This is a genomic window from Peribacillus asahii (genome assembly GCF_003570725.1).
Classification (GTDB): domain Bacteria; phylum Bacillota; class Bacilli; order Bacillales; family DSM-1321; genus Peribacillus; species Peribacillus asahii.
The window spans coordinates 384,188-408,220 of record NZ_QWVS01000002.1 but is presented as its reverse complement, the minus strand read 5'-3'; the positions used below and the strand labels follow the sequence as shown (position 1 = coordinate 408,220).

The 24,033-nt window shown below is 36.7% G+C and carries 25 protein-coding genes; 24 read left to right on the top strand and 1 reads right to left on the bottom strand.

What is annotated here, in order from left to right; genetic code table 11:
- Positions 1 to 23 precede the first annotated feature (23 nt).
- The 20 genes from efp to D1953_RS02060 all read left to right on the top strand — a co-directional run bounded on the left by efp (position 24) and on the right by D1953_RS02060 (position 19,247).
- On the top strand, positions 24 to 581 hold the full coding sequence (gene efp / locus D1953_RS02160) for an elongation factor P (RefSeq protein ID WP_119115498.1): 558 nt from the start codon (positions 24 to 26) through the stop codon (positions 579 to 581).
- Positions 582 to 1,208: 627 nt separating this feature from the next.
- A complete protein-coding gene (locus tag D1953_RS02155; protein WP_119115497.1) occupies positions 1,209 to 1,502 on the top strand; it encodes a WXG100 family type VII secretion target in 294 nt (97 codons plus the stop codon).
- A gap of 79 nt (positions 1,503 to 1,581) precedes the next feature.
- Entirely contained in the window at positions 1,582 to 1,821 is a 240-nt protein-coding gene (gene yukD, locus D1953_RS02150; RefSeq protein ID WP_119115496.1) for an ESX secretion system protein YukD, read from the top strand.
- 14 nt (positions 1,822 to 1,835) lie between these two features.
- On the top strand, positions 1,836 to 3,158 hold the full coding sequence (gene essB / locus D1953_RS02145) for a type VII secretion protein EssB (protein ID WP_119115495.1): 1,323 nt from the start codon (positions 1,836 to 1,838) through the stop codon (positions 3,156 to 3,158).
- Positions 3,159 to 3,182: 24 nt separating this feature from the next.
- Positions 3,183 to 7,658 (top strand): type VII secretion protein EssC, encoded by a 4,476-nt coding sequence (gene essC / locus D1953_RS02140; RefSeq protein ID WP_119115494.1) that lies wholly within the window; start codon positions 3,183 to 3,185, stop codon positions 7,656 to 7,658.
- Complete coding sequence (gene esaA / locus D1953_RS02135) at positions 7,655 to 10,414, top strand: type VII secretion protein EsaA (RefSeq protein WP_119115493.1); 2,760 nt, start codon at positions 7,655 to 7,657, stop codon at positions 10,412 to 10,414. The genes essC and esaA overlap by 4 nt, the downstream gene beginning before the upstream one ends.
- The gene (gene essA / locus D1953_RS02130; RefSeq protein ID WP_119115492.1) at positions 10,404 to 10,892 is read left to right on the top strand and encodes a type VII secretion protein EssA; all 489 of its coding nucleotides are present in this window, start codon (positions 10,404 to 10,406) and stop codon (positions 10,890 to 10,892) included. The genes esaA and essA overlap by 11 nt, the downstream gene beginning before the upstream one ends.
- Positions 10,893 to 10,995: 103 nt before the next feature.
- The gene (locus tag D1953_RS02125; RefSeq protein WP_119115491.1) at positions 10,996 to 11,424 is read left to right on the top strand and encodes a YwqH-like family protein; all 429 of its coding nucleotides are present in this window, start codon (positions 10,996 to 10,998) and stop codon (positions 11,422 to 11,424) included.
- Positions 11,424 to 11,687 (top strand): YwqI/YxiC family protein, encoded by a 264-nt coding sequence (locus tag D1953_RS02120; RefSeq protein ID WP_119115490.1) that lies wholly within the window; start codon positions 11,424 to 11,426, stop codon positions 11,685 to 11,687. Before D1953_RS02125 ends, D1953_RS02120 begins: the two co-directional genes overlap by 1 nt.
- Before the next feature lie 21 nt (positions 11,688 to 11,708).
- On the top strand, positions 11,709 to 13,733 hold the full coding sequence (locus D1953_RS02115) for a deaminase domain-containing protein (RefSeq protein ID WP_119115489.1): 2,025 nt from the start codon (positions 11,709 to 11,711) through the stop codon (positions 13,731 to 13,733).
- Between the two features lie 28 nt (positions 13,734 to 13,761).
- On the top strand, positions 13,762 to 14,118 hold the full coding sequence (locus D1953_RS02110; protein ID WP_119115488.1) for an Imm3 family immunity protein: 357 nt from the start codon (positions 13,762 to 13,764) through the stop codon (positions 14,116 to 14,118).
- A gap of 417 nt (positions 14,119 to 14,535) precedes the next feature.
- Positions 14,536 to 14,706, top strand: coding sequence for an immunity protein YezG family protein (locus D1953_RS02105; RefSeq protein WP_119115487.1), 171 nt, complete (start codon positions 14,536 to 14,538; stop codon positions 14,704 to 14,706).
- Positions 14,687 to 15,052, top strand: a complete 366-nt coding sequence (locus tag D1953_RS02100) for an Imm3 family immunity protein (protein WP_119115486.1) — start codon at positions 14,687 to 14,689, stop codon at positions 15,050 to 15,052. The genes D1953_RS02105 and D1953_RS02100 overlap by 20 nt, the downstream gene beginning before the upstream one ends.
- 372 nt (positions 15,053 to 15,424) lie before the next feature.
- Entirely contained in the window at positions 15,425 to 15,574 is a 150-nt protein-coding gene (locus D1953_RS02095; protein ID WP_119115485.1) for a DNA/RNA non-specific endonuclease, read from the top strand.
- Between the two features lie 21 nt (positions 15,575 to 15,595).
- The gene (locus tag D1953_RS02090) at positions 15,596 to 16,051 is read left to right on the top strand and encodes an immunity protein YezG family protein (protein ID WP_119115484.1); all 456 of its coding nucleotides are present in this window, start codon (positions 15,596 to 15,598) and stop codon (positions 16,049 to 16,051) included.
- Positions 16,052 to 16,392: 341 nt separating this feature from the next.
- Positions 16,393 to 16,719 (top strand): hypothetical protein, encoded by a 327-nt coding sequence (locus D1953_RS02085; protein WP_119115483.1) that lies wholly within the window; start codon positions 16,393 to 16,395, stop codon positions 16,717 to 16,719.
- A gap of 23 nt (positions 16,720 to 16,742) precedes the next feature.
- Positions 16,743 to 17,219 (top strand): immunity protein YezG family protein, encoded by a 477-nt coding sequence (locus D1953_RS02080; RefSeq protein WP_119115482.1) that lies wholly within the window; start codon positions 16,743 to 16,745, stop codon positions 17,217 to 17,219.
- A gap of 145 nt (positions 17,220 to 17,364) precedes the next feature.
- Positions 17,365 to 17,571 carry a hypothetical protein gene (locus D1953_RS21620; RefSeq protein WP_245979826.1) on the top strand — a complete coding sequence of 69 codons (207 nt, stop codon included), beginning with the start codon at positions 17,365 to 17,367 and terminating at the stop codon, positions 17,569 to 17,571.
- 582 nt (positions 17,572 to 18,153) lie between these two features.
- Complete coding sequence (locus D1953_RS02065; RefSeq protein ID WP_119115481.1) at positions 18,154 to 18,576, top strand: hypothetical protein; 423 nt, start codon at positions 18,154 to 18,156, stop codon at positions 18,574 to 18,576.
- A 245-nt stretch (positions 18,577 to 18,821) separates the two neighbouring features.
- Complete coding sequence (locus tag D1953_RS02060; protein WP_245979825.1) at positions 18,822 to 19,247, top strand: hypothetical protein; 426 nt, start codon at positions 18,822 to 18,824, stop codon at positions 19,245 to 19,247.
- 342 nt (positions 19,248 to 19,589) lie between these two features.
- Here D1953_RS02060 and iscB read toward each other — a convergent pair whose 3' ends face one another.
- On the bottom strand, positions 19,590 to 20,930 hold the full coding sequence (gene iscB / locus D1953_RS02055) for an RNA-guided endonuclease IscB (protein ID WP_119115479.1): 1,341 nt from the start codon (positions 20,928 to 20,930) through the stop codon (positions 19,590 to 19,592).
- A 1,002-nt stretch (positions 20,931 to 21,932) separates the two neighbouring features.
- Between iscB and spoIIIAA the strand changes: the two genes are divergently transcribed.
- From spoIIIAA to spoIIIAD, 4 genes are read left to right on the top strand one after another with little or no spacing between them, the layout of a single operon-like run.
- Positions 21,933 to 22,865: a stage III sporulation protein AA gene (spoIIIAA, locus tag D1953_RS02050; RefSeq protein WP_119115478.1), complete on the top strand. Its 933-nt coding sequence runs from the start codon at positions 21,933 to 21,935 to the stop codon at positions 22,863 to 22,865.
- Entirely contained in the window at positions 22,858 to 23,373 is a 516-nt protein-coding gene (gene spoIIIAB, locus D1953_RS02045; RefSeq protein WP_119115477.1) for a stage III sporulation protein SpoIIIAB, read from the top strand. The genes spoIIIAA and spoIIIAB overlap by 8 nt, the downstream gene beginning before the upstream one ends.
- Before the next feature lie 21 nt (positions 23,374 to 23,394).
- On the top strand, positions 23,395 to 23,598 hold the full coding sequence (gene spoIIIAC / locus D1953_RS02040; protein WP_110927473.1) for a stage III sporulation protein AC: 204 nt from the start codon (positions 23,395 to 23,397) through the stop codon (positions 23,596 to 23,598).
- A gap of 15 nt (positions 23,599 to 23,613) precedes the next feature.
- Complete coding sequence (gene spoIIIAD, locus D1953_RS02035; protein WP_281271518.1) at positions 23,614 to 24,003, top strand: stage III sporulation protein AD; 390 nt, start codon at positions 23,614 to 23,616, stop codon at positions 24,001 to 24,003.
- Positions 24,004 to 24,033: the final 30 nt, after the last annotated feature.

Genomic DNA, 24,033 nt, shown 5'->3' with positions numbered 1-24,033 from the left:
ATGTACATGTAGGAGGACAACAAATGATTTCTGTAAATGATTTTCGTACAGGCTTAACAATTGAAGTAGATAACGGTATTTGGCAAGTTATCGATTTCCAACACGTAAAACCAGGTAAAGGGGCTGCGTTTGTACGTTCTAAACTTCGTAACCTACGTAACGGCTCAATCCAGGAAAAAACATTCCGTGCAGGTGAAAAAGTAGCGAAAGCACGTATCGAAAACCGTAAAATGCAATATTTATATGCAAGCGGTGATAGCCATGTATTCATGGACAACGAGTCTTATGAGCAAATCGAGCTGCCAGCATCAAGTATCGAGCGCGAATTAAAGTTCTTAAAAGAAAACATGGAAGTACACATTATGACATTCAACAACGAAACGTTAGGTGTTGAACTTCCAAAAACGGTTGTTCTAAAAGTAGCAGAAACAGAACCAGGCATTAAAGGAGATACATCTTCTGGCGGTACAAAAACAGCTGTTCTTGAAACAGGTCTTTCTGTTCAAGTTCCTTTCTTCATTAACGAAGGAGACGATTTAATCATTAATACAGTTGAGGGTACGTATAATTCACGTGCTTAATAAGAAGCAAACAAAAGAGTCTAAGATGAAAATCATCTTAGACTCTTTTGTTTGCTCTAAAGGGCCCTTGTATAATTAAATAAATCTGATTTATATGAAGGAGGCTTATAGTTTTGGATGCGAGCTGAATCTTCTAAAGAAACTAAAAGAAAAGTGTTTTTAACAAGTTATTGAGTCCATTACTTTTTAAAGGGTGTCATACTTCAAAAAGGAAGTATGGCTCTTTTTATTTCAAAATATGCTATGTTTATTTGTTCTTTTATCAAGGTTTATAGTTGATTTAATCAAACTTTATTACAAGGCTGCAATAGCACCCCTATAAAATAATCTAAATCAAGCTATTATGAAATACATACATAAGAATGTTTATTTGAATAAGCTATTGTTTTCCGTTAACTAGATGGAATGTGAGGATGTCCAAAATCAAATTGGACTTATATAAATCGTTAAGGAATATCGACTGAAATTAAGTGTAACTTCCTATTGTGATAAAATTACTAATCTAATATAACTATGAATGATTTGGGTAATTATAACTGTTATACCTTTATTAACTAATCTATTGTTGACCGTGTAGAATAATGTTTTTTACAATTAACATATTATCAAAGAAGAGGAGAGATGTATATGTCAGGAATTATTCGTGTAACACCAGCAGAGTTAGAAAGCATGGCTACCCGCTACAATGGTGAGAGCGGTCAAGTAGGGGAACAAGTTATCCGTTTAAATTCAATGATTAAAGAATTAGAAGGAGCTTGGGAAGGGGAAGCTAGTAGAGCATTTAGCGAGCAATACGAGGCATTAAAACCTTCATTTATTCAAATGCAGCAATTGCTTGAAGATATCTCTGTTCAGCTTAGCAATACGGGTAAAGCTCTTGCAGATGCTGACAATCAAATTGCAAGTCAAATTCGTGGTTAACTTCATCTGAAGTCTATGAAGTGAAGGAAGAGCGCCCATTCTATTAGAGGAAGGCGCTTTTTCGTTTTGAGGTGGGAAAATGTATATTGAAATAACGATAGACTTAAAGCATTATACGAATGAAGTTTTTGATTTACGTCTATCTGATTATCACTCTGTAAAAAAAGTAATCGATATTGTTTGGCAGGCCAAATCTATTTCTGAATCGCCTAGAGAAGGTTATTGGGTGCGGGTAACGAATAAAGGCCTTGTCCTTTCAGGAACAGAAAGGCTGATAGATCGTGGAATTACTACAGGAGACCGTCTTGAAATTATATAAGGGAGTATCCAAAAATGTCAGAAAAGAAACAATCGTATCTCGAAAAGCAGCTTGAAGCGGTCATAAAAAAAGAAAAAAATACGATTCAGATCATTTTTCAAAGAGAAAAAATTAGGTTAGATGATGCACTTGAAATGGAAATGCTTAAGTATAGCGATTCTTCCGTTAAGAAGGAAATAACATTAACAGAGGCTGAATTAAATCTCATTATTGAAATACCCTCAAGCTATATATCTTTTACACAATTGAAAAAGAAAGATGAAAAGAGCCGATGGATTTTTGCTTCGCAGCTTATTAAAAAGGTCGAAAATCATTCCTTGAATCGATTACATGTTATTGTATGTCCGGAAAATATTGTAGTTGATGAGAGTTTAACCCCGTATTTTCTTCACTATGGGGTAAAGGAGAGCTTGCCGCCTTATGAACAGGATGAAGAAAGACTATTACAGGAATTAAGAGCAACGGTGGCGGAAATAGTCGATAAAAAGTATAGTTTTTTCCAATATCTTCACTTATATCAAACGCTCGAACTTTCCCCTATTGCAGCCAAAATACTGGCTGCTAGTAATATCAATGAACTCCAAGAAAGGATTCGAGAGCATTTGACCGTCCTAGAGCAGAGGGCAAAGCAGGAAATCACTGTTGCAAAGAAAAAGTGGAATGTGACTCGTTATACAGCTCTCGGTCTTCTTGTCGCGTTAGTTCCTGCTCTTCTATTCAGTTTGTATACCCTCGTACTCGCTCAACCAAAACAGTCGGCATTCATTAATAGTCAGGAATATTTCTTGAAGAACCAATATAGTGAAGTGATTAATTCTTTGTTGGACTACGAGGTTGAAGATATGCCAAATGTTGTTCAATATGAATTAGCACAGTCGTATATCATGGTTAGTAAAGATATGGAGCTAATGGACAATCAAAAGGATACTTTGCAACGGGTTATTACATTACAAACTGATCCACAATATTATGATTATTGGATTCAAATTGGAAGAGGTAATGCGAAGGAAGCTCTTGATATTGCCTATTCTCTAGAGGATATAACCGTCATTCTATATGGGCTATATCAATACAACAAGGAAGTAAAGGCCGATGATGAGTTAAAGACAGAAGAGAAACAACAGAAGTTGAAAGAGATTCAGTCTGAAATAGATGAATATAAACGAGAATGGGAAGAAGAACAAGAAAAAAGGAAAGCTGAAGAAGCTGCGAAAAAAGAAGCTGAAGCAAAAGCGAAGGCTGAGCAGATTCAACAAGAGAAAAATTCTCAAAAACCTAAAGAACCAAAAGAACCACAAAAAAAGAATACAGAACCATCTGAATCAAATTCAAATTAGGTAGGTATTACAGGAGATGATAGCATGAGTAATCTCTGGTTGTTTTATGATCAATATTACCAGAGGGTGCGCTTGAGCAAAGGACAACAGCATTCCTTAACTGTTGGTCCAGACGTCAAACACATGATTACATTAAGGCATTATCCATTTACAGAGGGACCAATTACTATCGAAGTAGAGGAATCAGGGTTCTCTGTATGGAGAAAAGGGAGCATCATTGGCAGGGCAAATGAAAATCATTCCTTTCAATTAAAAGAACAGGATCAGCTATTAACCATTTTTCTAACGATATCAGATGAAAGGATACAAACATATTATTTAGGCTATCAGTCTGAAATTACATATTCGTCATTTGATAATAAGGCAGAAATCTTTCATTCAAATTCTTTTCCTATAGAGCAAACAAAGGACTCCTTTACTCTATTCAAGACGGGAAATGGCTGGGTTATTGAGCCTGAGATGTCCAATCTTTATTTGAATGGTAAGAGGATTCCGCAGAAGACAGAAGTGAAACTAGGAGATTTGCTATTTTGTTCTTTTATGACCTTTCAGCTTCTTGAAGATGATGTGTTAGAGATAAAGAGTATAGGAGAGTATGAGACCGAGCTTCCGATCATACAACAGCCGCAATCTGTTATGAGCAAGAAATACCCGATGTATCGGCGAACACCGAGAATGGTGTATGAACTCCCGAAGGAAAAGGTTTCTTTATCCTTTCCAGTTCAAGAGTCGGAAGATTCCAATAGAGGCCTATGGCTTATTATTATGCCTCCGCTCATTATGTTAATTGTTATGGGGATCGTTGCACGTATCCAACCTAGAGGGATCTTTATTATTATTTCGATGGTTATGTTCATGACTACGCTTGTCACATCGACTGTTCAATTCTTTAAAGATAAAGGAAATCAAAAGAAGCGGAAAGAACGGAGACGCCGAGTTTATACTCATTATTTAGAGAATAAAAGAAATGAGTTATTAGAGTTATCGGAAAAGCAAAAAGAGGTATTGCATTTCCATTTTCCATCATTTGAAAAAATGAAGTACTTGACAGAGCAACTATCAGATCGTCTATGGGAACGTTCATTAGATAGTTATGACCTTCTCCAATTTAGACTTGGAAAAGGGACAGTACCGGCAAGTTATCAAATCTCGATTAATTCTGGAGATATGGCAAATCGAGAGATGGATGATCTATTAGAACAATCTCAGCAAATGGAGAAAGTGTATCGGGAAATCGAAAATGTTCCGATTGTTGCTGATTTATCAAAAGGAGCAATTGGTTTAATTGGTAAAGAAAATGTTGTGAAAAATGAGCTTCATCAGATTATTGGACAGCTCGCTTTTTTTCATAGTTATCATGATGTGCGGATGGTCTTTATTTTTGATGAAGAAGAATATAGCGAGTGGGAATGGATGAAGTGGCTTCCACATTTTCAATTGCCTCATGTTCATGCAAAAGGGCTTATATATAATGAGAAAACCCGAGATCAATTGCTTTCATCCATCTACGAAATGCTGCGGGAACGTGATTTTCAGGAGGATAAAGAGAAAACAAGATTTTCCCCGCATCTCGTGTTTATTATTGCCAATCAGCAATTAATAACGGATCATGTCATCTTAGAGTATTTGGAGGGAGAACATCCATCCCTTGGACTATCGGTCATATTTGCCGCAGAAGCAAAAGAAAGTTTAACAGAACATATTCATACTCTCGTCAGATATATCAATGATGAAGAGGGAGATATTTTAATCCAAGATAAAAAAGCCGTGTCGATTCCATTTAGACTCGATGCTCATCAACAAAAAGGCAATGAAAAATTTGCTCGTCTACTTAAAACCTTGAATCATCAAGTAGGAGTGACCAATTCTATTCCTAACAGTGTTTCTTTTTTACAAATGATACACATGCAAGATGTAGATCAATTACCGATTAAGCAAAACTGGCTGACGAATGAATCAGCCAAGTCTCTAGCTGCTCCAATCGGTTTAAAGGGAAAAAAAGATGTTGTGGAATTGAACTTGCACGAAAAAGCACACGGGCCGCATGGACTTCTTGCTGGAACGACAGGGTCAGGGAAAAGTGAGTTTTTACAAACGTACATCTTGTCATTAGCTGTTCATTTTCATCCACATGAAGTTGCCTTTTTACTTATTGACTATAAAGGCGGAGGGATGGCGCAGCCTTTTAAAAACATGCCGCATCTACTTGGAACGATTACGAATATTGAAGGAAGTAAAAACTTCAGTGAACGAGCACTTGCTTCTATTAAAAGTGAGTTAAAGAAGAGACAACGTTTGTTTGATGAGTATCAGGTAAATCATATTGATGATTATACGGATTTGTATAAACAAGGTAGAGCGAAAGATCCATTACCACATTTATTTCTTATATCCGATGAATTTGCAGAGTTAAAGAGTGAAGAGCCTGACTTTATTAGGGAGCTTGTCAGCGCCGCTCGAATCGGGCGAAGTTTAGGCGTGCATTTAATTCTAGCTACACAAAAGCCTGGTGGAGTCATTGATGAACAAATTTGGAGTAACGCACGGTTTAAAGTGGCCTTGAAAGTGCAGGATGCAAATGACAGTAGAGAAATTCTTAAAAACGGTGATGCTGCAACGATTACTGAGACAGGAAGAGGCTATTTGCAAGTAGGTAATAATGAAGTGTATGAGCTATTCCAGTCAGCATGGAGCGGTTCACCGTATCTCGAAGATACTTCTCAATCGGAAGATGAGATTGCTCTCGTAACGGATCTTGGTTTAATTCCATTATCAAATGTTACAACCCATGATAGAAAGAAAGCAAACAAAAAAACCGAAATGGAAGCAATTGTAGAAAAAATAGAGGTCATACAGGCTGAAATGGGAATTGAGAAACTGCCCAGTCCATGGCTGCCGCCTCTTGCTCATTGGATATCTAGAAAACCTTATCGAGCATCTAATAGAAATGAAATTAGTTTCGCCTTAGTAGATGAACCCGAGAAGCAAAGTCAAACCGCTTTTCATTATGATGTGCTTGATGATGGAAATATAGGGATTTTTGGTTCTTCAGGATACGGGAAATCCTATACAGTCATCACGCTTCTACTTAGTATGGCGGAAAGATTCAGTCCTGAAGAAATGTATTATTACTTGTTTGATTTTGGAAATGGTACTCTTCTTCCATTAAAGCAGCTTCCACATACAGCTGACTTTTTCTTAATGGATGAGGGGCGAAAGATTGAGAAGTTTATGAATCTATTAAAAGGTGAAATCGCACAAAGAAAGCAACTGTTCCAACAGCAGGAAGTAAACAGTATTAAAATGTTTAATCAATTAAGTGATGAGAAATTGCCGCTTCTTTTTATTGCGATTGATAATTTTGATTTGATAAAAGAAGAAATGCAGGAACTTGAAGCACAAATTACACAATTTGCAAGGGATGGTCAGTCGTTAGGGATTTATATGATTTTTACGGCTACAAGGATTAATGCAGTTCGTCAACCTCTTATGAATAATTTGAAGACGAAAATTGTTCATTACTTAATGGACAGCGGTGAGGCTTACTCTATATTAGGGAGAATTCCTTTCACGCCTGAACCGATTCCAGGCAGAGCGATTATTAGGAAAGATGAGTCCTATTTTTCACAAGTATTTTTGCCAGCAGAAGGTAAGGATGATTATGAAATACTGGAATCAATCAAGCAAGATGTTCAGTTGTTGAAAGTAAAATATGAAGGCTTTAAGGGGCCTAAACCGGTTCCAATGCTTCCATCCGAATTAACGATGTTGAATTTCACATCATATATAGAGAAAGCTAAGACAATCGGCAAAATTCCTATTGGTCTTAACGAAGAGTCCGTTCAACCGGTTTATATTGATTTTGCGAAAAGTAAACATTGTATCGTTCTTGGCCCAGCACAAAAAGGGAAGACCAATGTTCTAAAAGTATTAGTAAATTCTTTAATTGACCAGGGAACAGAATCAGTAGGAATATTTGATTCATTTGATCGAGGATTATCGAGTTATTCATCGGAGCAAGCTGTCACGTATTTAGAAACGAAAGAGCAAATTACAGATTGGTTGATTCATATTGAACAGCTGTTAGCGGGAAGAGAACATGATTATCTCGCAAACATTCAACAAGGCCCTGTAAGAACGGAATATTCACCAATTGCACTCGTTATTGATGGGTATTCACGATTCTCTCAATCTATCGACAGTCTGTTGCAGGATCGAATTTCAAAGCTTATGAAAAATTACAGCCACCTTGGTTTCCACGTATTTGTTTCTGGAAGTAATAATGACTTAACAAAAGGGTATGATTCATTAACCGTTGAAATTAAGCAGATTCGTCAAGCTGTTGTATTAATGAAGAAATCAGAACAAACGTTATTTACCTTATCGTATGAGCGAAAAGAAGAGGAAATCTATCCGGGGTATGGCTACTATGTCATTAATGGCAAGGAGACGAAAATACAAATTCCATTATGCTCTACTGAAACGAGGGTTTATTTATGATAAGTAAAACAAGATATATGATAAAAATGATTTTAGTTATACTCCTTATTCTTGCCGCCCCGGCAGTCTTCTTTGGTTCTATTGGTGATCACCCCTTCCAGGTTAGGGAAAACGCAACGCGTACAATCGCCGTAGTAAATGAGGATATAAAGGCAGAAAAGGAAAATAAAGCGATAGACTTCGGGACGCAAATTATGACCATTCTTGAAGAGGATTCCAATTATCAATGGGTGGCAATGAGCCGAAGCGCTGCGGTCAATGGTCTTAAAAACACAAAGTACGATGCAGTTGTTTATATTCCTTCTGATTTTTCGAGCAATATTATGACGTACGAAGATAAACAACCAAATAAAGCCAAATTTGAGTATGATGTTCAAGAACAATTAAATGTCACGAACCGCGAGAAAGTTTTGCGTGAAATGGAGCGTGCGACTAACCGTGTCAATGGAAAAATATCTACGTTGTATTGGATGTACATTTCACAAGATTTAGAAGGTGTACGAGGTCATTTTGATGAGATTGTACAGAAAGAAATTGACTTCCAAAAGGCAATGTTAGCATTTTATAGTCCAAGTTCGAAAAGCCTGGCTGGTGAGATTAAGCAGCAAAAAAGTATGCTCGAAAGTATTCAAACAGCGACGAAGTCACTGGATAAAACTACTCCGGACAGAATCGATAATATTAATCAATTTGAACAGAGCTTAACAGGATTTGTTGAATTTGTAGAAAAATATAAAGAATATCAGGAAGCTCAGCAGCAAGTATTGCAGCAATTGCAAGAGGAAAGCCTTGGAACAATTAAGGCATTTTCCGCCAATCAGATCCCGACATTGACTGATTCTATCAATTCTTTTAATCAACAAGGCGGACAATTGTCTCTTGAACTAGAAGAAATGGGGAAACAGTTAGAAGAAAATAGTGAAAATGTTAATAACCTTTCCGCTATTCGATTAGATCAAATCGATCGTCAGAAGGAGGAGTTGATTGCTTACTTTAGAGAGAGGGAGACAAACTTTCTGAATAAGGTAGTGAACAAGCTTCAGACTTTAAAATCGGAATTAACGAATGGACCTCAACAACCAGATAATGAGGGAGCAGCGGATACTGCTCAAACCCCGACCGAACAATCATCGGCGGGAATGGTTAACACGGAAAAAGAACGAGAAGAATTACAGTCGATTGCTAAAGAGCTCAATGATATAAAGGCAAACTTAGAAGCTATTGCTGAACCGCAGCCAGAGCAGGTAACTGCTACGATTAACAGTATACCGCTGTTGGCGGAGCGAATGTCTCAAGTGGAACAACAGCTTGCTGCGATGGACGCTGAGGAAAATCCATTACAGCCAATTGTGGATGAACTAAATGCAAAGATTAAAGATTTATCAGATAATGCTAATTCCCAAGTTGACCAAACGGATGAATTGATTGAAGAGATTAAGAAGAAAGAACAAGCGATTCTTGCTTCTCCTGTTCTAACTGAGGAGACAAAGGGCCAGTTATCCTCCGTATTTTCTAAAAAGATTCAAGGTGGATTTTCAAATGCTATTTTGAATTATTATGCTGGACTTGTTCAATTAGAAACATTGTTACAAGATAGCTTGAATGCAAGTAATGAAAATCTTCAAGCTGTACAGGAAAGAATCAGTCCAATTCTTGGGATAAACGAGCAAGAACAAACTATGTGGAATGAACTTTCTGCAGATATGCCATCAGCAACAGGAAAAATAACAACTTTACAAGAACAATTGAATACGTTTTTAGCGGGATACAGTGAAGAAGTTGAAGAACAACATTCTGCTATTATGGAAGATTTATCTTCACTTGAAGACAGCTCCAAACAAGTAATGGATCATGTTCAATTCATTTCTGCTGATGTCCCGGCTTCAAGGAAAGTGGATGGACAGTCAGTTGTTACTCATCAGAAGGGGCTTGCGCAAGAAATGGCTATGATTCATGACTTAGTGAATTCTCTTGGAGACAGTCAAGATCAGATTGTTACGTATACAGATGACCTGCAATCAAAGGTTGAGAATGTACAACAAGATGCCAACACGCTTAATAATAAATGGGCAGCAAATGTGGATACAACAAAAATGTTCCGAGACGATATCTTTAATGTCTTAGGAAATGCGTATGTAGATGGCCAAAAGAATGGAACGGTTTATGATCATTTAGCTCAACCGCTTCAAATTAGCGGAGATAGCACATCGAAGAAGGAAGAAAAGAATATACCGCCTGTTATCATCCTGGTCATTGTGTTGATTGCTAGTTTATTAATTGGATATTTCAGTCATTATTTCAAAGGGGCACCTAAGCTTGTCCAAGTAGCTGTGTTTGCGCTGCTAAATTTAATTGTTGGTTTAATTATTAGCATATATGGCTTAAATATTTATCCATTAGAAGAAATGCGAGCGATTGAATGGACAATTATGACAGTTCTTCTGCTTACTGCTGCTTCTACGATTATTCTCGTTAGCTTTACTTGTGGAAACTTATTAGGATGGATTGTGAGTGTGGCATTAGTGATGTTCTTTGTTAGTCCATTACTTGCTTTAATAGCACCAAATATTAATTATGAAGATCCAATGTCAAAAGTATATATGTCGATTCAATATGAACCTGAATCTTTATTTATTCCAGCTGTTACTGTGTTAATGGGCATCATTGTTATTCTGGCCCTTATTCCGTTAGCTGTAAAAATCCGAAAGGATAAACGAACAAGAAGTATCGAAGAGGAAGAGTCATATGAAGCTTAATCGAAGGATAATGCTTGCTTTATTGTTTCCTATAAGTCTCTTCATAAATGTAAATGCGACCGAGGCAGCTGCACCTGATCTTGAAACGCTCACACCGAATGAGTATGAAAAAAAAGAGTTCAAGGAAAACACAGAGTATTTACATGAAAAGGCACTATATGAAAATAAGCAATCTATTCCAGAGCAGCAAAAGGAATTAACGTTTGAACTTCCAATGTCTGATTCTAACGAAGAAATATTAAATCAGTTATTCGTTGGAGAGATGAACGCCCAACAGACCATTGCTGAGAAAGCCGAACAAATGAATCTTTTTTCGGATAAGAGACCAGAGGATCTTCAGCTTAAAGACAAAAGTGACGATCCCCCAAATCGACAAATACAGTTAATGGTTATAATCGGCTTACTAGCCATTGGACTGATAGTGGTACTCGTTTTGCTTATTCCTAAAATGGCGCAAGGAAACCAGCAATTGAAGTGAGGGATAAGCGAGCTGAGGGAGGAATCAAGCCTTCTCTCAGCTCGTCTTATTTTTAAGAATGTTCCCCCATTGATGGAAGTTTCACTTTACAGGAGGTGTAAATATGAGTTTTTCAGATGCACTTAATCAGATTTACAATGAAATTTCAAGCCAATCAGCAGCTATAGATGAAAAAATTTCCCGGCTAGAGAAAGCGAAACAGAAAATAAAGGAAGAACAATATATCAGTTTGCAAGAAATCCGGAAAATTCTAGAACCTCAACTAGATGCTTTATGGACGGGGAGCCGCTCAAATTCTTTTGATAATTTTAGAGAGAAAACCCATACAGCGATGGCCACCATCATCAATGATGATTATGATGACTACGTGCAAAGTATTGAAAATAAAATCAATCTATTAAAGGTGGAACGCAGCATATTGGACTTTACAAGTGGATTGGCTAATGAAGCAAGTCAATTGATAGGGAAGGGAGAAGAGGTATTTGATGAGTTAGAAAGTAAAATCAGTGATTTAAAAGGGAGGCTGTTTTAATGCAAAAGATCAAACTGGATTATTCAGAAGTGATTCAACAATTAAATGATGTGAAAAAGCAGCTTAGTGAATTACATCTCCCAAGTCCTTCTGAAACAAAACTTGGACAGAATCAGCTTACATTTACAAAAGAATGGCTTCAAAGAGAAGAGAATCTACAAAAAATGGTTATACAGTATATGCAGGCCGTTCAAAAAAACGTGGAAGATACACATGCGAATGTAGACATTTTGAAAAAACAAGATGAAGCGATCGTCAAATAATGTAAAGGGGCTTTATGAACAATGGAAATGAAAATATATGAAGCCGACACGTTGGTTCATTCTGTTGAAGAACGTGCCAAGCAATATAAAGCATTAAAAGAGCAATTTCAGCAATTAAAAATAGAGTTTGCTAGAATTGTAGATAATGGGAATTTTCTCGGCAACGGAGCTGAAGCCATCAAAGGATTTTATAAAGCACAAATCGATGTAGTTGACGTATGGATCCAGCTTATTAATCAACAAGTGGCTTTTTTCGAAGGCGTTCAAGGAATGACAGAAGATGTTCAACTATCAGGAGACACCGTTGTAAAAGTACCTTTCCTAGAAGAAAATCTGTCTCAGTCGAATCAGTTAGCGAAAGAAATGGTCACCCAGCAGCAAGAAGATCTCCAGCAAATCTTTAACGATATTGAAGATTTAATCTCCCTCCAGGTGTTCTCCAAGGAAAAATTCGATGAAAACATCAACGAGGCCGAAAAAGAACGCAACGAAACGATTCAAAAAGTCAATAAGCTAGATGAAGAGTTAACGACGGAATATGCGCTATCTGAACAAACAGAAACGTATGTCTATGCTCTGTTCAATCAACTGATAGAGGCGACGAGAAAAGGAGAGAACATATCTCCTCTCAACTTTAATGCTAAAGCGTATAAGACGAGTGAAATCTATCAGCTGAAAGATGATGTAGCGAAGCAAACGAATCAATATTTAACATTTAAAAAGGAGCAGCATGAAGCAAGAGAGCTAGCCAAAGAAATCGAAGCTAAGGAAAACCGCCCCTGGTACGAAAAAGCGTGGGAGGCGACAAAAACCTTTACAGGTGAAATCACCGGCTATTATGATACTAAGAGAGCCGTAGAAGGTGTTGACCCTGTAACAGGCAGAAAACTATCCGAAGCCGAACGAATCACAGCCGGAGCCATGGCCGCAGCAGGCTTTATCCCCGTCGTCGGCTGGGCCGGAAGAGCATTCAAAGGCGGAAAAGCCATCTATTCAACAGCTAAAGGGATGAACGCCGCGAATCATGCTCTCGATGCCTACAAAACATCCAAGTCTCTATCTATTCTACAAAAAAGTGAGATGGGCATCTACGGCTTAGTCGCAGCTAACGGATTAAGCGAAGCGATGTTTGGTAAGGATATGTTTGGGAATGAGCTGACGGATGAGCAGCGCCAGAATAGTCTATTGACGGCACTTGGGATTGTTGGGGTTGCGGGGGCAGCGAAGCTTGTAGACAAAGCAGGAACGAACTTCCCATACAGCAAGGCATACATACAACAGCAAGTCCAACACGCTCAAACGACCCTTAAGGATAGGGGAAGAGCTGGCTATGACACGTTAAAAAATGTTGGAAAGTCAGGAGCTTCCACAGCCAAGGCAATCGGCAGAGAACTCGGAAAAGTAGAAGTCCCTACCCATATCAAGGCCGAGCAATTACTTGCTAGCAACGGAACGAGATTTGTTCATGTTGGGATGGATAAGACGCAGATTAAGGATATTGTTCAGCAGTTTGCGGTGAAGAAGAGTTCGGGGAATACGGTTGATAAGGGTACGGGTAAAGTTTATCCTACAAGGAAAATTGATACAGCAACTGAAGCTCATATAATTGATAGAGTGAAGGAGCTAAGGGGAAAATTAACAAGTAGGTATAAGAAATCTGGTAATTTTGCTGTTGCAGAAGTAGATGTCAGTGGGATAAGTAAATCTGAATTTTATGCTCAAAGTAGCATAAATGACTTCAAAGGAAATCTTGAGGATAAGGTGCCTGATATTTCTTTACAACCTGAAAATCCAATGTTTAAAGCTACAAAAGCAGTTGGTAAAGAGGGGGAGAGTTACTTAAGGAATACAGATACGGAGTATAAAATACTAAATGATATTGCTTCTAGGCTTGGAGAGAATATACAAGCTACTGGGAAAATTAAGTTATTCACAGAATTGGATACTTGTGACAGTTGCAGTAAAGTCATAGCAGAGTTTGCTACTAAATATAAAAATATTGAATTAGAAGTTATACACAACAATGGTAATAGAATTATTCCTTAAACTTAATTTTTATTGGAGGGGAAAATTAATGAAAGATTGGGAGTATAATGAATTATTTGATGCAATTCAGGAGACATATGAAGAGTTGTTAGATGAAGATAGGGGATATAGGTATGCTATAGCAAAACTAGCGGATGAATTTGACAACTTAGGCAAGATAGAAGATGTTATTGTTGATACTGCTATTGGAGAAATTGCAATCGGCCATGATCAAGTTTTTGTTGGGCGCATTGAAGGTATAACAAAGAGGTTAAGCATGTTTAACCCACAAGAAGCAGAAGATGAATTAACATTAGAAGAAATAAAAGACTTATCGAGACGAATAAATAAAGTAATAGAAGGACTAAAAAATGTAGCGGTTGATTATAATCCTTCAGCAGAATAGTAATCCTTATAAGAGATTGACTATATTGGAAGTATAAATGAAAAATTGATAGCTCATGATGATAGTATCATTACGGAGTATTATGACAATACGAAAATAAAAACGGTAAATTGGCGAAATGACATTTTAAACTAAAGAAGTATTGTTACAGGGAATAACCTATAAACTTACGAAATTAAACAAGCTCATTGGTTTAAGGCTAAGATTTGCTGTGAAGTACTTTATAAGTTCACCATAATGCACTTGATTGTTTTTTAGGCAACAAGTGCTTTTTATATTTTATTTACTAGAGACGGTCGTATAATACTTTCTATTCGTTTAAAATGTTACATAAATTTTGATTTTCATAACAGGAAGGTGAAAATTTATATATACGAGCCTCCACTAAAGTAAAAACGAGTACGGAGGTAAATAAAAATGGATGAATTGAAGTTGAATAGTCTTTATCAAAAAATTGCTCAAACGGTAAATGAAATGATTCTTGAAGAATGGTCAAAAGTCTTAGTATATGGCGAAATAAATAAGCACATAAGAACTTCATTTTTTTATTATTATGGGAGGTTTTTTGATGGAGCACTTTACTTATAATGAATTATTTGAAGTTATCCAGGAGGATTATCAAGAGTATTTAAATAAAAATAGAGGATGTAGATATGCTATTGCTAGGGCCTTTAACGAGAATCTTGATCTGGGTAATATAGAGGATTTTATTGGTTATACGGCTATTGGTGAAATATTGATTACGCATGATAAAGTATTTAACGGATATCTTGAAGCTATAACAAATAAACTAAATAGTTTCAACCCTAAAGAAGCGTCAGGAGAATTGACAGCTGTAGAGATAGAGGATTTATCTAAAAGAATTAAAGAAGTATTAGAGGGGATCAATCATGTTGAAGTAGATTATGAGCCTAATACAGACAATAGAGATTAAAAATGAAGAACCTTTGGGAATAGTGAATTTATTCTCGTAAGGTTATTCTTTATTATTCACAGGTTTCAAAATAGCACTAGATTAAAAAGACTATATTGATATCATGATGAGTCGTTTACAGTAACAGATGGGGTTGACCTAATTACTAGGAAAAATTATTTGAAGCGAAACGCGAAGGGTTTGAAAATGGTTTTGAGGTAGTGTCGAATGTATCCTGAGAAATAGCCAAAGTGGAGTATGGAAAGCACTACACAAGAGCATATCTGAAAAGAGAAGGAATTAAACCATAAAAATTAAATTTTTATAGGAGAAATTTCGATGGAAGTGACTGGGTTTATTTCGATTATCGGCTGAGCTAGAAGATTGAAGAAAATGGCTACAGTTTTGAAAGAAACAACACCTCCTAAACAAGTAACAGTTGATGTTGAAATAATTTATTCCGGAAATGATATGCGTCCAAAGAAGTTTATAGTTAATTATTCTATTGATGGTGAGCTGGGCTTTGAAGTTATTGAAAATTAATCTAAGGAGTGAGAAAGTAGTATGAAAGAATTTGAAGATAGATTTAGTGAATTGCAAGCGGATATGATTTCCATATGTATGGAATATGTCGAAGATAGAGCGGATAAAGTATACGTCTATGCTTCATGTGAAGAAGGTATGATATCGGGTAAGTTCTTTTATTTAATTAACAATCAATATGTAAAGTGCCATAAGGTGAATGATGCGTTGGAGAATGGAGAAGAAAGATATGATATGTCTCCAGAACGAATGTTTAAGGTATTACAAATTATAGGTGAAGATATCGAAGAAATTGAAATATTATGCAAAGAATACGAAAGAGACATGCCAACGGAGATGAAATTAATATACGATGCTAACAGTGGCAAGTTCCAAGCTGAATACAAGTATGATTTAGTACATACAAATGATGATATAAAAACGGCTGATGATTTTGCTGACGAATGGTTTGAGGAGATAAAAAATAATAATCTCTAAATTGTTCACAGTTAAAGGTATGCTAAGATTTGAATTCATAACTCATGAAGGTTGTGCCATCATCGAGTTATATAACCATGTTCTGCTAAGGAAATTAACATGTTCGTTGGTTTAAAGATAGGATTAGTAATGAATTAATTTATATAACTAGCTATAAAACACCTGATTGCTTTTTAGGGCATCAGGTGTTTTTTTGGGGAAATTTATACTTTGACCAAAATGAATAATGCGTACATTGAATTCATAACCCATGAAGGTAGTATCATCATGGTATAGTTAACAAACAAGAGAGACTGTACAAGCTCGTAGCGATAAACAATAGATAATTGTAAAAAGGTTCCTTGGCCAAAGGAATGAACGCGGCGAATCATGCTCTCGATGCCTACAAAACATCCAAGTCTCTATCTATTCTACAAAAAAGTGAGATGGGCATTTACGGTTTAGTCTCGGCTAACGGATTAAGTGCAGCGATGCTTGGTAAGAGTATGTTTGGGAATGAGCTGACTGATGAACAGCGCCAGCAAAGCTTGATAACGGCACTGGGAATTTCGGGAGCAGCGAAACTTGTAGACAAAGCAGGAGCGAACTTCTCATACAGCAAGGCATACATACACCAGCAAGTCCAACATACTCAAACGCTCCTTAAAGAAAGTACCAAACAATTTTAGAAAATGTGTATGGAGGTAAATAAATGAATACAGAAGGACTGGAACATTTATATCAAAAAATAGGAACGCAATTGAATGTAATTATTCCGGAGGCCTGGGATAAAGTTTTATTGTATTCGGAAGTAACAGAGTGGTCTAATACAACTTATTTTTATTATTATCCATTTCAAAAAGCAACACCTATTTACAGTTTAGATATTGAAGATATGGATAATGTGGACGAAGAAGTTGATAATCAATTATTTGAATTATACACATATTTAAGAGCATTATGGAGTGAGTTTAAAAAGAATAAACAGGAGCCTTGGACTAATCTAACACTTGAATTGACGTCGGATGGGAAGTTTAATATTGACTATGATTATAGAAATTTAGAAAATGAAGATATTTATGAACAACAAGTAATTTGGAAATATGAGAGATTAGGTATGCTTCCAGATGATGATAGAAAACGTGATGTCAAAATAATTGAAGAATATAAAAAGAATAAACAAAAATGAATGAAAAGCAAAGCATATGTGAAGTGTACAGAAAAAGAAATGGTCATTTTGAAGTCTTGACCTTATGATGGTTATGCCATCATAAGCTACCGTTTAGACCCCCATCTCTTGACACGATAAAATAAGATATACGAGCTTAGGCGAGATGACATTTCACTGTGTGACGAGTAAAACATATGGAATGGACATAAAATTAACGAACTTGTACAAACTCGTAAGTTTTAACGTAGTAGTTGTTGTAGATAATGGACAATATGCAGTTCTATATAGTGTAAAGAGTGAAAATGACGAAATTCTTTATTACGAAGGTTGTTTACCGAACGATTCAATTTATATTTCAGAAATGCAATAAGGTTGATCCAATGTTCCAGAGTCTATTAAGGAATTTTATGAAAAGTTACAAGATGAACCATTAGGAATTAATATTGCTACAACATATGTTTTTTTTGAAAATGGCATGGGAGGTTATGTTGCCATAGATCTAAATAACTGTATCGATGATGTAGCAACATTGTGGTTTACCAATGACCAACCTGATTATAATGTGAATTTTTGGGATATTGTAGATGAATGGATTGTAATAGGACTTCAAGATAATTAAAAAATGTAAGTAGAAACAATAATATTTTTTTCTGATCTACTATTCACATCAAGAGAGTGGTTTACCCATTCCTGTAAGACTAGTAGATATAGAAACACATAAAATGAGAAAGCAGTTAATGAAAGGATAACATAGAGAATTAAGAGATTGCATGATTATAAATTTTTGATAAATAGTATGTTTTATATTTATTGGGTAGCAACCAAAGATGAAATTAATGAGGCGAGAGAAATTGCTGATTTATCATTTCTCGACAGAAGACTCTCACCTCAGGGAATGGGAACATAGCTCAATGAGTAGTGGGGGGAGTTCAATAGAAATGGGGATTAGCTAATGAGTAATTTAAAAGAAGGAAAATTGATAGTAGAAGGTATTGAAGTTAGTAAAGATACCAAATTGACTGTTTTTGAAAAATTTCTAACCATAAATACTAGTCTTGAGGTAAGGAAAAGAAAAAATGGTAAAGCGACAGTGGGATCTTTAAAACCTATACAATTGGGGAATAAAAAGTTTGCTGTTAGAATTTCATTTGAAAATAATAATATACAAGGAATACGATTAAAGGTTAGTGATCTATCCATTAACGAATGGGACTACGAAGAAAAATTATCACAACATGGAGAATGGTTAACAGAGCAAATAGGCTATCCTGAGGGAATCTTATCGGAAAATATGTTTGAGTGGGGGAAAATCACACAGTGGTATGATCAAAGATCTAGTGATGCGGGAATTAGTATATTATATTTTCAAAGTTGAAATCTTTAGTAGGCCTTAACAGTTTGTTGTTAAGGTCTTTTTTTATACATAAATAGAGAAATGAAAGAAAAGGATGGGCTTTAGAATGGAGAAGTAAAACCTTTACAAGTGAAATCACCGACTATTATGATACGAAGAGAGCGGCGGAAGGTATTGATCCTGAAAACTATCCGAGGATGAACGAGTCATAGCCGGCACCATAGGCTGCAATTCGCGAAGTTGAAAGGGCCTGGAGGATTGAAATAATGAATTTAAAGCAAGGAATTGTAACTATTGATGGGTTTACGATTGATTCTAAAACTAAATACTCTGAGGTAGTAAATAATCTAAAAAATCGTATGAAAACTACAAAAATCGATGAAGTGTCAGATGCTATTAGATTTTTATCTCCAGTTCAATTAGGAAGTAAAAAGTTTTTTATTAATATTTTCTTTGCTAATGAGCTTATCCAGGCAATCGAATTATGTGTAGCTGACCCATCTATTAACGAATGGGATTATAAGGCTTTAATTGCACAGCATGGAGAATGGCTTACTGAGCAAATTGGTTATCCTGAAGGTGTTCTTGATGACAATGTATACGATTGGGGAAAAATCAATCAATGGGAAGATTTTAGATCTAGGGACGCAGGAATTAGTATACTATATTTTCAAAACAGAGAATGTATCTAAAAGAATTAAAGAAGTATTAGAGGGGCTCGATCATGTTGAAGTAGATTATGAGCCTAATACAGACAAAAGAGATTAAAAATGAAGGACCTTTGGGAATAGTGAATTTATTCTCATAAGGTTCTTTTTTATTATTCAGCAATCAATTAGATTATTTTTAATAACCGCAGAAGGTTCAGCCACTTGTTTACTTTGATGGGCACATGAGTAAATCTATCATCAATGATAATTGGATTATTCGGTATGTCTGTTATGTTTAATGTAGTTAGGAAAGAAGTCCCCTTCCTCAAGGAATGCGAAGGGCGTAGCCCAGTGAGTAGGGAGGGGGTGAATTTCCTTCCGTCGTTAGACGGACTCTTTTTGTATAAAATATTGCCAATTGTTATTGTGGCGAATGAGTCGTAAAGAACTTAAATTCACTTGTTTATAGGTTTTTCCTGGCACAGTTAGATACTCGTCGTGTATATCTTTCACATAAGCTGTGCTGCTACCTGAAAAACCAGTGATAAACCCGATTTGACCAAATACACAAACTTGATCGTTTAGATGAAATCCTTTCACCATTCTTGTGTTTTTCTCATTTCTTTTTTGTGTGCGATTTTTTTCTTTTCTTCCTTTTCTAGCGGTTGCCTCGTGCAAAGAACGTTTTTTCTTTCTAAATTGTTTCATTACGAAAATGACTTCGACATTTCGGTTGATAACGCTTGGATTTGCAATCGCAATTGCGTCATTATAATGGGTTTTTTCAAGTTCTAATTCTTTTCGTTTAGGTGTTGTGATAGAACCATAGGTAATATGAGCCTCTGGATATTTCACAAATACCTTTCGACGAAAGCTATTCATAAACGGACCTTCTTTATACGATTTGGTTTTCCTTTTTTCTTGCATCCATTTCCAAAGAATTTGTCCTTCTTTATGATTTTCGCTTGTATGACAATCTGTACATAAGGTGATCAAATTCGATGCTCGGTCTGTCCCTTCGTGACTGCGATACACAATATGATGAGTTTGTAAGATTTTGTTTTTCTTTTTGCATAATTGACACGTATAGCTGTCTCTAGCGAATACAAAATACCGAACATCGTGATAGCCAGCAGCTGGTCCTTCTTGATATTCTTTTCCTTGAATAGATGGATGAATCATTTTCGCTACATCAAATTTTCCTACTTCTATATGAATCTTACAATTTGGAATAAGCGAAGCAAACGTATCAATCCAAAAGAACGTATTATCGATTCGACTTCGAATGGATGGCGGAAGCCACCCTTCTGGTCTTGGTGAGATAAACGATTTCTTTTCTTTTATCCACTTTTTCTTTTTGATACTATAAATGCGTTTTGTTTTGTGTTCAAATTTGGATTTTCTATAACGTGTTTTTCGATTACGTCGGCTTCCGCGATACGTGCTGCGTGTTTCTAAATCGCCCTTGATCCCTTGACGTAATTCAATTTCTCCTTTTGCTAACACGTTTCCTTCGGAAACAACAGCCATTCCTAAATGTTTAGCTCCTAAATCTACACCTAATAGGGTAGATTGGGTTGTTTCACCGGTAGGAACCGTCATTTGTATCGTAAAAGGCTGGTAGATTATAATTTTAGCTTTCTTTTCTTTTAGTAATATTCTAGCTTTTCTTTGTTCGCAAGGAGAAAGAGCTTCTCCTCGCATATTTTTGACGAATACTCTCAAGTCTCGTCCCTCCTTTGAAAGAGTTCGTTTCCCTTCGCCAATGTTGGTTCGCTTCTTGCTTCAGGTTGACCGTTCCTTCCCAATCAGAACTATTACAGAGCCTGAACGACAAAGGTGCTAGGGAATCACACCAGGTCGTATTCACATCCATACAGAAATGTATGAACCCATCAAAAAGATGGTCCCAACGTAGTCCACTCGCCACAGCTAACTGTGTACCGGAAGACTTAGGCTAGACAACTAGGGTCAAGCCCCCACTTCAAAACACGTTAGTGTTTAAGTGGTGGGTAGTTGACTTTCTTGCTGATTAAACTGACTACACGCACTTTTGGATTGTAAATCCATATGCACAACAATATTAATATTCATTTCTTCATTAATATCTTCTATATATCATATCTGATTCCCTTGAACTACCCACCACTTAGCTAAAGCTTGAAGTGGGGGATTCCTGCGAACACCAGTGTATCCACTAGTTATTTAGCAGGCTAACCCTGTCGCACCGACAGTTAGCAGTACAGACGGCTTATTAGCCTCCTGCGCGGTGTTGCTATTTTGTACGTTGAACTCGCCACACGCCCTACTCTGCTTGGTTTTCGCTACTTCGGTGCGTGTGGAGGCGATTAGAACGTTGAAGATTTTACGCGACAGACGTTTTTCCTGTCACAACCTCCTATCTTCAGTTTTCAAAGAATAACTTACAGGAATATTATACCATACGAACAAGTGTTTTAGATACCGCCAACCGATATTCATCTCCCACCTACTCATTGGGCTATTGCCCTTCATATTCCTTGAGGATGGGAGTTTTCTGTCGGGAAAAGATAAAATCCCCTCTTAGTTTAAAAGATTTTCTCTATTCTTTACATTGCTGTTTAGATGTGCTGTCATTTCACGGTTTATTTTCCTCTCTTAGCCTAGCGTACTTTTCGAAAGCTTGTCATGAATGCTGGGCGATTTGCATACATATTAGGGAAATGGTGGATACAGGAGGAACGTTAGATGGAATCAGTACTTGCTCTTTTGCCAAAAAAAATTCAAGATCCGCTTCTTAGAGTACCACCGGATATTTTGTCGCGCAGTGAAGAGGTACGCATTCGTGTTGGAAAACCAATTGAAGTAACTGTGGCAGGACAGCCATACTTTATTCCTTATGAGGTAAGCGCACGGGATGCGGAACAATTATTAAGTCATTTGAGTCAGTTTTCGTTATATACATTAGAAGAGGAATTGAAGCGCGGCTATATAACCATTGCTGGCGGACATCGTGTTGGTCTTGCGGGCAAGGTTATTTTAGAAAACGGTACAGTAAAAGCAATCCGTGATATTTCTTCATTTAATATTCGTATTGCTCGGCAAAAGATTGGTGTCGCCGAATCGCTTATTCCTTCTATATATAACGATCAATGGCATCATACATTGATTATCGGTGCACCGCAAACTGGAAAAACGACCATTCTTCGTGATATTGCAAGAATTATGTCCACGGGACATGAGCCGCTCAATATCCCTGCTAAAAAGGTAGGAATTGTTGATGAGCGTTCTGAAATTGCCGGCTGCGTTCATGGTGTACCGCAGTTAGAGTTTGGGATTCGCGTCGATGTGTTAGATGGATGTCCGAAAGCAGAAGGAATGATGATGATGATTCGGTCGATGTCACCGGATATATTAGTTGTGGACGAGATTGGCAGACAGGAAGATGCGTTGGCTGTTTTAGATGCAGTAAATGCGGGAATTAAACTCATCATTACAACGCATGGTTATACATTTCAAGAAGTCCAAAAACGTCCCTTTATTGCCAATCTGTTAGCTCAAAATATTTTTGAACGCTTTATTGAAATTAGACGAGATGATAAAGGAAACCGGAGCTATCATATTTTGAACGAAAAAGGACAACAGGTGTACGTGAAGGCAGGTGCTGAACTTCATGTTTAAATTGTTAGGCGCAGCAATTATTATCATAGCTACTACTTGGGCTGGTTTTGAGGCTGCCCGAAAATTAAGTACAAGACCGCGGCAATTACGGCAACTAAAAGTCGCTTTGCAATCACTCGAAGCGGAAATTATGTACGGGCATACCCCGTTGAAAGAAGCAGCGCAAAAATTACAAAAACAGCTGCCGAAGCCGCTGAATCATTTATTTGCGGCATTTGCCACAAGGCTTGATCAAGGGGAAACAACGGTTAAAGAAGCATGGGAGGAAAGTTTAACAGAAGTGTGGAGCTCTCTTTCTTTAAAGCAAGGAGAGTATGAAATTCTTACGCAATTTGGAGAAATGTTAGGCAAAAGCGATAAGTACCACCAGCAAAAGCAAATTATGCTGACGATGGCTCATTTAGAACGTGAAGAGAGCGAAGCCGTCGACCTGCAAGGAAAGTATGAAAAAATGATGAAAAGTCTTGGTTTTTTATCAGGGTTATTATTAATCATTTTGCTGATGTAGCAGAAGTGGGAGGAATGGAAGATGGGCATTGAAGTAGACATCATTTTTAAAATCGCAGGAGTGGGCTTAGTTGTCGCCTTTTTGCATACGATTCTTGATCAAGTTGGAAAAAAAGAATATGCCCAGTGGGTTACTTTATTCGGCTTTATTTATATTTTGTTTATGGTTGCCTCGATTGTAGAAGATTTATTTCAAAAAATTAAATCGGTCTTTTTGTTTCAGTAAAGGAGGGGATGCGTCATTGAGATCATAAAGATTGTTGGGATTGCTCTCGTGGCTGCTTTTCTTGCTTTAATTATAAAAGAACAAAAGCCGAATTTCGCTTTCTTATTAGTTGTTTTTGTTGGCTGTTCTATTTTCTTGTTTTTGGCAGATAAAATTTATGAAATTATTATGATGCTTGAAAAGCTGGCCATTAATGCAAATGTAAATACGGTTTACCTAGAAACGATTCTTAAAATTATCGGCATTGCCTATATTGCTGAATTTGCTTCTCAGATTACAAAAGATGCCGGCCTTGGCTCATTGGCTTCTAAAATTGAGTTAAGTGGGAAAATTTTAATTTTAGCGATGGCCATTCCGATTTTAACGGTCATTATCGAAACCATCTTACAGATGCTCCCAAGTTAATGAACAATTTCTACTAGTCGATGAGGTGAA